Below are 12902 nucleotides of genomic sequence, written 5' to 3'. Positions count from 1 at the left end.
AAATAATGCCATGACCGGGTGCCGTGAAATAAGAGGAGATTCCGAATGGTTTCTATTAAGAATATTATAACTAACATCAAAATATAGTAAAAATGACGAGCCCGATCATGCCAAGGGGATTCGCTATCCTTAAATTTAAAATACAAAGGGGGATATTTATGAAGCGAAGGATACCACCTAACCGATCTCCTGAGTTAGGAGCTGCTTCTCCTCCTCCCAGGAGGCATACCCTTTTTTGGAGGCTGTTCGCGAACTATTTCCTCCTGATTCTCATTCCGGTCATTGTTGCATGTGTGCTTGCACAGGTGCTTGTCGTTCGGATCATTGAAAAGGATGCGGAGCGCTTCAACAACGTCATGATGAGCCGGTTCTCCGAGCAGACCGACACAGAGCTGCAATCGTTGAAGACCCATATGATTAATATCCTCAGCACCTCGAGACTGCGAAGCGTGCTCCTCACACCCATGGCTTCATCCCCGGACCGTCAGCTCCTCCCGGAGCTGCTTCATTCGCTGCGGGAACAGCTCCAGCAGCTGGAATCGGATGATTTGGTTGATAGAGCATACTATTATTTTGTACACGAGGACCTGATCATTGATTCCGAAACGTATACGAATAAATCGTATTATTTCTCCTCCCGATATCCCATGGATTTGAACCGCCGCAATAAGCTGGAGGCTGAACTGTCCGGTAAGAAAATGATGGACTTTATGGATTCTTCAGCCACCTTAACGGCTTCGATTAGCTATCCATTCAATACCGCCGCCCCTGAAGTATATCTCCTGGTCGATGTGAACCCAGACAAGCTTCAAGAGCAAATTCATATTACGGAAAGCTGGGTTAACGGTACTGCAATTGTGGATGATGCAGGAAAACTGATCTCTCAAACCGGATTGACCGAGCAGGATCAGCAAGCGCTGCAGCAGCGAATCCGCACAGAGGGCATGGCCCCGCAATTTACGATATCGGACAAGATGGGGCTGTCCTTCCTAACTTCGAGCTTTGACGAGTCCTGGCATTATATCAGCATGATTGATTTAGGAACATTAATGAAGCCGGTATATATTACCCGCTTGATCAGCTGGTTGTTCCTTATCTTCTTCCTGACTGTCGGCGCTCTCGCCTCGTATTATTTAAGCCGGCGATTATATCGGCCGATCCGGGAGATTAGGGAAGGGCTGAAGCCACATTACCTCTCTGGCGAGGCGCTCCGTCACGAAGGAGATGAGTTTGATGTCATCAAACGCTACTCCCAGTTCATCATGACGGAGAATAAAGAGCTGTTCCAGATGGTGAGCGGGATGCTGCCGATTGTGCAGGAGCAGTTTTTTACGAAAATATTACTGGGCCAGTATCGTGACGCATTATCGATTGAATACTACGCCAAGGAGATTGAGTTTGCCTACAGCCATGAAGCGGCCAGAACCGTCCTGTGCATCTCCTTCCACTATGATCCGCCCGTGTACGATGGGGCATCGGAGTCGACCAAGACGTTTCTGCTCACAGAGCTGAAGGACAAGATCCACCAGCTGGCGCCCGGTATGGTGTGGATCTGCCAGACAAGGCCGGATATACTCGCTTGCATCGTTCAGCATGATCCGATTCGGGAAGACCACCCGGAGTATATGGCGGAAAGCGTTCGACTCATTTTCCTGGAATATAGCGCTTATTATAAAGCGACCATCGGTATCGGCAAAACCGTTCACGCCATGGAAGAGCTGCATCTGTCCTATGAGCATGCCGCCGCCATGCTGAAGTATCGGGGACTGCACTCTATGATTGAAATTTGCACGAGTCAGCCTAACCGGGAGCTGCAGCAATGGGACCCTTTTTTGTCCGTGCAGGAGGTCCAGCGAATTCTCAATCAGTACAAAACCAGAGAGTACGACAAGCTGCTCCAATCCGTGTTTGATCTGTTGGAGGAGGGGAAGTCCAAAGACGCGGCAGCCGTGCAAATGAAATATTTGCTCGCTGACGTGCTGAACACATGGATCCGGGCGGTGGAGTCAGAGCGCAATGAACTGAACGTTCCTTATTATTCGGGTCTGTTTGAACGAATGAATCGCTGCATGACATGGGACGAGTTAAAGCGCTGTTTCGAGGACATACACAGGTTTCTGTTCCGGATGCCGCAGGCTAACAGCCGCAGTCAGCAATTCATAGAGATTGTGGACTACATCCACAAGCATTATGATCAAGAGCTGTCGATTGAGTATTTTGCAGGCATGATGAACATGTCCATAGGACATTTCAGCCGGACCTTCAAGGAGGAGGTGGGTGAAAAATATGTGGAATATATCGCGAAGTACCGGTTGATGAAGGCCAAGCAATTTTTGCTGGAGACCGATCTGAAAATGGACGAGATTGCCGAGAAGGTGGGGTATTGGGGCAGGAATTCGCTGATTCGGGCTTTCCGCAGATACGAAGGCATAACACCTGCAAAGTACCGGAACATTCACCAATAAGGGAAGAAGAGACTGCATTATTTTCTGAAGTCTCTTTTTTTGCATTCGGCTGCCGATAAAGCCTTGTGCCAACAGGCCTGCAAAAGAAGTGTCTCGATGAAAAGATGCACGCTTTACGCCTTGAAGCACGGCTCGTATAGTGGGGACAACAACGAATCTCCGCAATCGTGGAGATGCTCAGGCTAAGATTCTTTCGTTCATCTTAAACAGAATTGGAGGTGGGGATGATTGGCGCAGCTATCGCGGATCGGGTATGTTCTGAAAAAGCATAAAGCGCTGTACTTGCTGATGCTGCCCGGCATTTTGTACTACTTGATATTCAAGTACGCGCCGATGTATGGCATTATCATCGCCTTCCAGGACTATTCGATCGGCCGGGGCATTCTGGGAAGCGAGTTTGTCGGACTGAAGCATTTGATTGAATTCTTCTACGTTACTCCCGATGCATGGAAGCTGATTCGCAACACGATCATGCTGAATGTGTACGACCTCCTGTTTCATTTTCCTGCTCCAATTATTCTGGCGGTCCTGTTCCATGAACTGAAGGGCAAATGGTTCAAACGATTTGTGCAAAACATCAGCTATATGCCGCATTTCCTCTCCACCGTCGTTATCGCGGGCATACTCGTTACCTTTCTTTCGCCGACAACCGGAGTTGTCAATCATCTGCTCGTCAAGATGTTTGGCATCGAGCCCATTATGTTTCTAGGTATGCCGGAGTGGTTCCGTACAGTCTATGTCGGCTCCGAGATCTGGCAGAAGGTGGGCTGGGGCACCATTCTCTATCTGGCAGCGATTGCCGGAATCGATCCAACGCTGTACGAAGCGGCCAAGATGGATGGGGCGAACCGCTGGCAGCAGGTCCGGCATATTACGTTCATCGGCATGGTGCCGGTCATGATTATTCTGTTCGTGCTGTCGCTCGGTAGTTTCATGGAGGCCAGCTTCGAGAAAATACTCTTGATCTACAACACGATGAATTACGAAACCTCGGATGTCATTAACACCTTTGTCTATAGGCGGGGGATTCTTGATGCCGATTTCAGCTTCGCAACAGCGGTGGGCCTGTTCCAATCCGCGATTGGCTTCATTCTGGTCGTTGCGGCGAATCGGATCGTACGCAAATATTCAGAGACCAGCCTGTGGTAAGGGAGGTGTGTGATGAAGAAGCAGGAAAGCTTGGCCTCGAAGGTGTTTGATGTATTGAATGTGGTGTTCATGCTTGTGCTTGTCATCGTGATGGCCTATCCGATGGTGTATGTATTTTCGGCATCGATCAGCAACAATGCCATGGTAGCGAGCGGTGCTGTCCTGCTCTGGCCGAAGAAGATTACGCTGATCGCTTATGAGCAGCTCATCTACAATCCGGATCTTTGGGTGAGCTATTGGAATACGATCCGCTATACATTTGTCCATACGGTATTAACCCTGATTGCAACGTCTGCGATGGCATACCCGCTTGCGAAGCGCTGGCTGCCGGGTCGGAGGGTGATTCTGCTGATGGCGGCTTTCACGCTTCTCTTCAGTGGCGGCATGATTCCAACCTTCCTGATCGTTCAGAAGCTGGGGATGCTCGACACGATCTGGGCGATCGTCCTCCCTTCCCTGATCAGCACATGGTATTTGTTCATTATGCGGACATTCTTCGAGGCGCTGCCGGAGGAGCTCGAGGACGCGGCTGCCATCGACGGGTGCGGATCCCTGCAGATTCTGGTACGGATCGTGCTGCCGTTATCCGTGCCCGTGATGGTCACGATCGGCCTGTTCACGGCCGTGAATCAATGGAACTCCTTCTTCAGCGCTTTGATCTATCTGAATGACCGCGATATGTACCCGCTGCAAATTATGATGCGCAACATCCTGATCGCCGGTACAAATGTGCAGGGCGAAGGGGACCTGACCCATTTGGAAACCTTGAAGTACGCCATGATTATGATTGGTACACTGCCGATTCTGTGCGTCTATCCGTTCATCCAGAAGTATTTTGTACAGGGCACGATGATTGGGGGGATCAAGGGGTAATCCAATAAGCTGCGAACGAGATCGAATTTTGCAAAATGCTGAGTTAGAAAAGGGGAGGTTATGGAATGAAGCGAACGGGGTTCAGAATGGCGCTCACGATTCTACTGCTCTGCGTAATGCTCGTTACAGGCTGCACAAGCGGAGACAAGAAGGATACGGGCACGTTAAGTCCGGACAATCCGGTTACATTCTCGTGGCTGGTCTATGATCGGGTGGAGGGCAAGGTACGGGATGATTGGGAAATATTCAAAGAAATTGAGGCCAAGACGGGCGTTAAGGTTGAGTTCCAGATCGTAAGCCAGGAAGGTCTTGAAGAGAAGAGACAAATTATGATCGCGACGAACACTGCTACCGACTTTATCCAGGTACCAACGCAGGACGGCAGGGAGCACGGGCCGGAGAAGGTGTTCTTGAATTTGAATGACTATCTGGATAAGGCTCCGAATCTTAAAGCATTTTACGAGAAATACCCTGAAGCCAAGGCGCTGGCAACGGGCACGGATGGAGGATTATACACCGTACCTGTCCTGGAAGGGGACGCGGAGGGCAAGGGCTTCAACTTTATATGGTATGCCCGCAAGGACATCATGGATCAGCACGGGATACAGGCTCCGACCACGGTGGATGAATTTTATCAATATTTAAAAACACTCAAAGAAAAGGTGCCGGATTCATATCCGCTGATCTCGAACGCCATTGTTGGGGATACAGGGCTGTATACAACATTCGGACGAATCTTCACCGGTATCAGCGGCTTCTACAATCTGGATCCGACAACGGATCAGTACGGGTTCGCTCCTTATCATGAGAATTATCAGGATATGCTGGTGTTTCTGAATAAGCTGTACGCAGAAAAATTGCTGGATCCGGAATTCTCGCTGCTGACGCAAGCGCAGTGGGAGGAGCGTATATTGACCGGCAAATCCCTGGTTACGTTTTTCTGGAAGGCGGATTTGGAATCCTTGGTTGCCAAGGCACGGGGTGCCGGTACGGCCGAGTATGAGCTGGACGCGATTCCTTCCTTTGCAGCCGAAGGAATTAAGAACTATCAGTTTTCCCGTCCGGTTGTCGGCACCGTCGGCAGAGCGATCTCCGCGAAAGTGAAGGATAAGGAGCGGGCGGTTCAATTCCTCGATTATTTAGTCAGCGAAGAGGGGACGAATTATCTGTCCCTGGGCATCGAGGGCAAGACGTATACGATGGAGGACGGCAAGGCGGTATACAACAAGGAATTCGGAGAGTCTCCGTTTAATGCGCTTCGCAAGGACTGGGGCGTCTGGTATGACCTGATTACGCTGAACAATGCCAAGTCCCGCGAAGTATGGGAGCGCGGCTTAAGCGAGAAGAGCAAGGATATCAATGCACGGTATGAGCAGTATATCGTCCCGGCACCTAAGCAGATCGTTAAGACGGAAGAGGAGCTGGAGCTTGAGAAATCGAAGCTGAACAATCTGAATAAATTCCTTGAGCAGAAGGTGACGGAGTTTGTAACAGGCAAAACACCGATTAATGATACAACCTACCAGCAATTTATTGACCAGGCCAAGAAACTCGGCTCCGACGAACTCCTTGCCATGTATAACAACGCATATACGCGCACGTATGGCGGGAAGTAATCTGTAATGGAGATGGAGGAATGGGACATGGACGACTACAAAATCATCGATGTCGATGTTCATAATGAACAGGATGACAGGGCACTGCTTCCTTATCTGCAGGAGCCCTGGCGCTCGCGGGTGGCCGCCTCTGGTATCGGCTATGCCGGCTCGGGTTATTACTCGCCGATCGGCGTGATGAAAAAAGACTCGATCCCTCCGGGGGGAGGCAAAGCCGGCTCCGATCCCGATTATATGATCAAGCAGCTGATCGAAGGCTACAATCTGGATTATGCCGTGCTGACGGGGGTCGTCTACAACATTTCGTCAACGCATGATCCGGATTACGCGGCAGCCATATGCTCGGCCTATAACGATTACCTGATAGCCGAGTGGCTCGGTAAACATAAAGCGTTCAAAGGCGCAATGGCGGTCGCTACCCAGGATCCGCTGCTGGCGGCACGCGAGATCGACCGCATCGGCGGGCACCCGGATATCGTGGAGGTGATGATCTCCAGTGCGGCGCGTTCGCCGCTGGGGCAGCGCTTCTATCACCCGATCTACGAAGCGGCGGAGCGTAACGGGCTGCCGCTCGCAATCCATCCGGGAGCTGAGGGAGGCGGCAGCTCGACCGCTCCCACCGCAGCCGGTTACCCGACCCGCTACATTGAGTGGCACACCTGCCTCTCCCAGATGTTTATGGCACATCTGGTGAGCATGGTATGCGAGGGCGTGTTCGTGAAGTATCCGAACCTGAAGGTGGTTCTGGTTGAAGGCGGAGTCGCTTGGCTGCCGGGCCTGATGTGGCGGCTGGATAAAAATTATAAAGCGCTGCGCGCAACCGTTCCCTGGTTAACGAAAATGCCAAGCGAGTATATTCGGGAGCATTGCTACTTATCGACGCAGCCGATTGAGGAGCCCGACAACCCGCAGCATCTCATCGATCTCTTCAATATGATCGATGCGGAGAACATGCTGCTCTATTCCAGCGATTACCCGCACTGGGACTTCGACTCGCCTGGCCATATTTTACGGGGCCTGAAGCCGGAGGCGCGGCGAAAAATTTTTTATGAGAATGCGAAGCAGTTGTACAGGTTGGCTTGAGCGGAACGGATAAATGGATAAATGGATGCACGGTATCCGTATGAAAGCTTGCTTGAATAATTGAAGCTGGGGTTATGGGTAAAGCAAGGTCAGACCAAAGACGGACCAAAGATGAGCCAGAGACAAACGAAAGACAAACGAAAGATGAGCCAGAGAAAAACGAAAGACGAACCATAGGCGAGAGAAAGTCGAAACCAAAGTAGAGAGAAAGTCGAAACCAAAGTTGAAAGAAAGGCGAAAAAACGTCGAAAACAAAGGTGAACTAAATTCAAAGCAAAGTTGAACCAGAGGCGAAAGAAGAAGTTCGAAAACATAAAAACAAAGTTGAACCAAAGGCGAAAGAAGAAGGGCGAAAACAAAGGCAAAACAAAGTTGAACTAAAGATGAACCAAAGTCAAAGCAAACTCAAAGCAAACTCAAAGCAAACTCAAAGCCAAACCCTACAAAGCTGGGCGCATAGGCAAGGAGGTGGCATATATGGCGGTACATTACGTGCTGGCGGAGGAGGACGTTCCGGAGGGCGGGCACGCGGTCGTGAACATAGAGGGACGCGAAATCGGCATCTATCAGGTCAACGGCGAGTATCACGCGATTCTGAACTACTGCCCGCATCAGGGGGCGCCAATCTGCGCAGGACTGGTCTCCGGTACGACGCTTCCTTCGGAGGTATACGACTACGAATACGGCCGGGCAGGCGAAATTGTCCGCTGTCCCTGGCATGGATGGGAGTTTGACCTGCAGACCGGCAAGTCGCTGTTTAGCGACCGCATCCGGGTGAAGAAGTATAAGGTGGAGGTCCAAGAGGGCAGGATTGGGGTGGTGATGGGGAGGAAATAGGCGGGGAAATGAAGGGATGTAATTCATGGGGCTGAAGGTACATTACTACCCATGGGCACTCAAGTTACTTGTGTCAACTTTTAACGGACCCTAGATCCGTTATTTAAGATCAAAACTCGATTTTTTACAATGTACCGGACTCCAGATCCGCTATTGTGCGAATTACGGGTGCCAATACCAATAAAAACAGCAAATAAGGTCCTCTGTGTCCGCTAAAGCTACCCAAAGGGCTATTTTGTACAAAATAAGGTATTCTGAGTCCGTTAGAAAGTCCTCACGACCATAGAGCAAGAGGACTTAGGGACATATGGAATGATATTTGTACATCGTGCGCACGATTCGTGGTTCGGGGCATGCTTGGATGGCTGTTGACCATATGGCGATCATATTTTTGGACGTCCGGTTCACAGTGACCTGCTGCTCATTGCACTGTTCGTCTAAGTGGGTCATAGGTACGGTGCGTAGTCCGGTGACGGCTTGGATGGCTCTCGATTGAAAAAAGGGCGAGTATGGTGGGAGTGAGCCCCTCATACTCGCTCTTTTGGTCATAGCGATTGTTTCGAACGGGTTACTGTTGTCCGAAACAAGTTTACGCTAGCATATTGGGTGCTCCTCTTAAGAATGAAATACACTAATGTTCAACCGGCTTCATAGATCTGGCGACTTCAATCATTTGTTCCTTAGTCAAAACGACGCTGCTCATTTCAATGTAAGTATTATCTTGAATCCATTTTAGAAAACCGCCATTCTGTTCTTTAGTGGCCCATGACTCAAATCGCGCTTCGACATCATCCCATGTGACCAGTTCGCCCCTAGAATCAAATGTAAATGTACGCTCTTTTTGTTTAGTTGAGCTGGTGTTATTTTTGATATCTATGTTTGTAATGGACTGAGTGAACCTGTAACCGTACGCTTTATGTTGTTCGACTCCCATTAAATAAATGGATCCAGACATATCAAAGTAACTAAATCTGGTAAAGGTAATTTTTTTCTCGCCGGGTTTATACGGATAAGGCACTGGAATGTCCAGTTTCCAATCGGTCTTCGGCAGTTGAGGCGCATAAATAACAAAATCAGTGTCTTTACTGAGCTGGTGCAAAACTTGCTCATCTGCAAACGCCGACTGCGCTAATCCAAATGAAAGCAGGACACACATTAGGGCTAATGTGATCTTCTTCATCTTCTTTTTATTCCCTCCAGACCTAGAATGTTTATCCTAGTTTTACCATGCTCAACCGATTTATCCTTTCGAATACAATACCAGGTTGAAATAAAATAAAAGACTACGGTATTCCGTAGCCTTCTCTTTAGATAATCTATTAGTGAGTGTAAATAAATTTACTGAAAAAGAATCCCCCCTCACACCACCTGCGACAACACCAAGCCCCCGTAAGCAAACGCGGCCAGGATCACCAATGCCGGGTGGATCTTGCGAATGTTCATGGCCCAGAAGGCGACGGCGGCGATGCCGAGGGATTGCAGGAGGCCGATGGAGATGACGGAGCTTTGGCCGATCTGCCACGTCAGAGTCAACATCATGATGGCGATGACCGGCTGAACCAGCAGGGTCATGCCTTTGACTACGGGCGACGTGCGGTATTTCTGCAGCAGATTCAGCAGCCAGATGAGCGCTACCGCGGAAGGGATGATCGTCGCCGCGAGGGCGAGGGTCATGCCCATCCAGCCGGATACCCCGTACCCGACAAAAGCGGCAATTTTGGTGGCGATCGGCCCGGGAAGCGCGTTGCCAAGGGCAAGCATGTTGGAGAATTCCGGGTCGGTCAGCCAGCCGTGATTCGTGACGATTTCCTTATACATGAGCGGGATCGAAGCAGGGCCGCCGCCATACCCGAGCACGTTGGAGACAAAAAAGCTGACCAGCAGCTGAAGCCATTCTTCCATCAGGCGGACCCCTCCTTATCCCGTCTTTGTTTTTTGAGTTTGGCTACGGTTCTAAAATGCACGGTGCCATAAGCAAGGAACAGCATAATGACGAGGGCCGGATGGAGCTGGAAACGCTCCAGCAGGAGAAACGACACCATGAAAAATCCAATCCCGGCATAGATGCCTAGCCCCTTTACAGCCTTCTCGCCAAATTCGTAAGCCATCGTGCCCAGCATGACGGCAATGACCGGCGTAACGCCGGCAATCATCCCCGCCACCACTTTGGAGCTGCTGAGGAATGTCACGGCCGACAGCAGCGCGATCATCGCGATGCAGGTCGGGAGGATATGCGCAAGAACCGCGACCACCGCGCCAAGCACTCCTTTTTTTCGGTAACCAAGATAGGCGGCCATCTTCGTGGCAATCGGGCCCGGGAGCGCGTTGGCCAGCGCGAGCACCTCCCCAAATTCATCGTCGCTGAGCCAGTGGTAACGAACGACGGCCTCGTGACGGATCAACGGAATAACCGAAGGCCCGCCGCCGTAGCCGAGTATCCCGGTTCGGAACATGCCGAACGTTAATTCCATGAATGGATTGCTATTTTTACTGCTCAAGGTATGAGTCCTTTCTCCGTGAGGCTACAGTCTGATGCCCATTCGGCTTTTATAACGCTTGATTAAAATCTGCGTGTCCACACTCGTAATGCCCGGGAGCGGATAAAGCTTCTCATTTAAAAACATTTCCATTTCCTTATGATCGGTAAAAAGTCCGTGCATATGCAGCTTACTGGGACCGGTCATATGATACAGACTTGTTACATACGGCTCGTTCTCCAATGTGTCCGCCACCTGCTGCAAATATTTGGGCTCCACCTCCACATTAAAAAAAGCGGACACCGAAATCCCCACTTTCTCCGGATTAATGACGGCCGCGAAGCGCTCAATGACGCCGTCATCGAGCAGCGCATTGACCCTGGCCTGTATGGCAACACGGGACAATCCGATCTCCTTGGCCAAATCCGTGTACGAGATTCGCCCGTTCTTGCCGAGGATCGCAATGATTTTGCGGTCCGTATCATCAATCATGGGAGATGAGTTCTCGCCGGCAGCGTGAATATTCATGGGTTGCAGCTCCTTTTGTTTTACTTATATGTAAGACTTACCTCATCTAAATATTACGAAACGTAATTAAAATTAAGATTTCAATTACGATACGTTTAAATATATAAGCAAGTTGCGATGTTTTCAATATAATTTGCGAAAATTGAAACTTTTTCTCCGCATTTCAAGTCTAAGGCTATGGGTAGTGCTGGAAGGGCTGACTGGTTAGCATCCAGATTAGGATTCTATTAAATGGTTTGTTTGATATAAATACCCTTTTCTATCAATTTATGATAGGATAAATATGGTAAATGACTAGCTTCTTAGAAGTTCTTATTTGGAAAGGCGGCATGGAGATGAAGAGATTATTTTGCCTCATTTTGGTTATCGTTATGCTTCTCCCGGTCAGCGTCGTTTCGGCGGCAGGCACGGATGGAAAAGAGACTCAGAGCAAAGTCCAGGAGACTAATAATAAAGCGGGCACAACCACTCAGGCCAAGTCGAAGAGTAAACCGATAGATCTTGTTTTTGCAGGTGACATTCTGTTAGACGGATACGTGGGGAACCAGATTGATAGATTCGGGAACCTATATCCTTTTAAGAAGGTAGCCCCCATCTTGAAAAAAGCGGATATGGCGTTTGCCAACCTGGAGACGCCGGTCTCCATTCGCGGTAAGGCAGCCGATAAAACCTTTGCCTTCCGTTCGAAGCCGGACACGCTCAAGGGCCTGGTATACGCGGGAATCGACGGCGTAACGCTGGCGAACAACCACATCCTGGACTATGGCCAGCAGGCCATGCTGGATACGATTACCCATCTGAAGCGTCAGAAGATCGGGTACACGGGAGCCGGGCGCAATATTGACGAGGCCTTCCAGCCTTACGTGAAGAACATTGACGGAAAGAAAATTGCGGTGCTGGGCGTCAGCCGGGTGCTGTCGGACAATTCCTGGATCGCGGGCAAGAACCATCCGGGCGCTGCTTCCGCCTACACGATGGAGCCGATGCTGACCCATATCAAGAAATCGGCAAAGACCAACGATTACACAATCGTGTACATCCACTGGAACGAGGAGTTCGCTGACTATCCGGAAGAATATGCGCGCACGATGGCGAAGAAAATGATTGACGCCGGGGCCGACATCATAATCGGATCGCACAGTCATACGTTGATGGGCATCGAATATTACAAGAACAAGCCGATTTATTATTCACTCGGCAACTTCGTGTTCAACCGCTCGACCCGGGGCGGGGACAAAACCTTGCTGTCGATGATGGTGCATGTTGAGATTCAAGGCTCCAAGATCACGAGCCGGATTACGCCGGTGAAGATTATTCAAGGCCAACCGAATCTGATGGACAAGAAGTACAACAAAGAGATCATCGCGAAACTGAACAAACTCTCCTACAATGCAAAGATTGATGCCAACGGCAACGTCAGCAAAAAATAATTGGGAATGTTGAAAGCAACTGGGGCTATATGCTGCGGTTGTTTTTTTGTGTGCTTTTGGAAGCTCACCTTAAAAATAAGTCGGAAATTGGCAGCAAGGCGTTTGTTTTCATTCCCCGCATTCGACAAAAGCTCCGCTTACGTCATCCGACCGGAAATTCCTGCTAAAAAAATAAAATAAAATTTTATAAAATATATTGTATTTTAAAATAAAATTTCAATATGATGAAGGGAAGAAGACGGGTTAATTTCGTTCGTCGGAAGCGGAGAATACGGATCGGCAGCATACTTTTTTGCAGCCCTTCCAGCTAATGACTGAATGTAAAGCCGATACCGGCAGAGTTAACTTCGTCTTAACACAGATTGGAGGTGGAATTAACAAGCGAGCGCTATACTCCCGAGTAGGTCTTTCGTTCATGAGCGGACTTACAACCGAGAGGAACCA

General features: G+C 49.6%; 11 protein-coding genes. 7 read left to right on the top strand and 4 right to left on the bottom strand.

The features are described 5' to 3' along the window. Window positions 1–158: 158 nt before the first annotated feature. From AK95_RS17465 to AK95_RS17440, 6 genes are all read left to right on the top strand, one after another. A complete protein-coding gene (locus tag AK95_RS17465; protein WP_071221181.1) occupies window positions 159–2465 on the top strand; it encodes a helix-turn-helix domain-containing protein in 2307 nt (768 codons plus the stop codon). A gap of 228 nt (window positions 2466–2693) precedes the next feature. Then, a complete protein-coding gene (locus tag AK95_RS17460; RefSeq protein ID WP_071221180.1) occupies window positions 2694–3614 on the top strand; it encodes an ABC transporter permease in 921 nt (306 codons plus the stop codon). Between the two features lie 12 nt (window positions 3615–3626). Further along, complete coding sequence (locus tag AK95_RS17455; protein ID WP_071221179.1) at window positions 3627–4487, top strand: carbohydrate ABC transporter permease; 861 nt, start codon at window positions 3627–3629, stop codon at window positions 4485–4487. A 65-nt stretch (window positions 4488–4552) separates the two neighbouring features. Further along, window positions 4553–6103, top strand: a complete 1551-nt coding sequence (locus AK95_RS17450; protein ID WP_071221178.1) for an ABC transporter substrate-binding protein — start codon at window positions 4553–4555, stop codon at window positions 6101–6103. Between the two features lie 27 nt (window positions 6104–6130). Continuing rightward, window positions 6131–7186: an amidohydrolase family protein gene (locus AK95_RS17445; protein ID WP_071221595.1), complete on the top strand. Its 1056-nt coding sequence runs from the start codon at window positions 6131–6133 to the stop codon at window positions 7184–7186. Between the two features lie 477 nt (window positions 7187–7663). After that, window positions 7664–8023, top strand: a complete 360-nt coding sequence (locus AK95_RS17440) for a Rieske (2Fe-2S) protein (protein ID WP_071221177.1) — start codon at window positions 7664–7666, stop codon at window positions 8021–8023. A gap of 631 nt (window positions 8024–8654) precedes the next feature. Here AK95_RS17440 and AK95_RS17435 read toward each other — a convergent pair. The 4 genes from AK95_RS17435 to chrS form a co-directional block, all read right to left on the bottom strand. Next, window positions 8655–9203 (bottom strand): hypothetical protein, encoded by a 549-nt coding sequence (locus AK95_RS17435; RefSeq protein ID WP_071221176.1) that lies wholly within the window; start codon window positions 9201–9203, stop codon window positions 8655–8657. Window positions 9204–9382: 179 nt separating this feature from the next. Then, window positions 9383–9925: a chromate efflux transporter ChrA gene (gene chrA, locus AK95_RS17430; protein ID WP_071221175.1), complete on the bottom strand. Its 543-nt coding sequence runs from the start codon at window positions 9923–9925 to the stop codon at window positions 9383–9385. Further along, on the bottom strand, window positions 9925–10494 hold the full coding sequence (gene chrB, locus AK95_RS17425; RefSeq protein ID WP_071221594.1) for a chromate efflux transporter ChrB: 570 nt from the start codon (window positions 10492–10494) through the stop codon (window positions 9925–9927). The genes chrA and chrB overlap by 1 nt, the downstream gene beginning before the upstream one ends. Before the next feature lie 51 nt (window positions 10495–10545). After that, window positions 10546–11028, bottom strand: a complete 483-nt coding sequence (gene chrS, locus AK95_RS17420) for a chromate efflux transcriptional regulator ChrS (protein WP_071221174.1) — start codon at window positions 11026–11028, stop codon at window positions 10546–10548. Window positions 11029–11363: 335 nt separating this feature from the next. Here chrS and AK95_RS17415 point away from each other — a divergent pair, with 335 nt between their 5' ends. Then, window positions 11364–12458 carry a CapA family protein gene (locus AK95_RS17415; protein ID WP_071221593.1) on the top strand — a complete coding sequence of 365 codons (1095 nt, stop codon included), beginning with the start codon at window positions 11364–11366 and terminating at the stop codon, window positions 12456–12458. Window positions 12459–12902: the final 444 nt, after the last annotated feature.

The organism is Paenibacillus sp. LC231, assembly GCF_001860525.1.
In the GTDB taxonomy this organism is placed as follows: Bacteria; Bacillota; Bacilli; order Paenibacillales; family Paenibacillaceae; genus Paenibacillus_AQ.
This window is presented reverse-complemented; position numbering and strand designations above follow the sequence as displayed.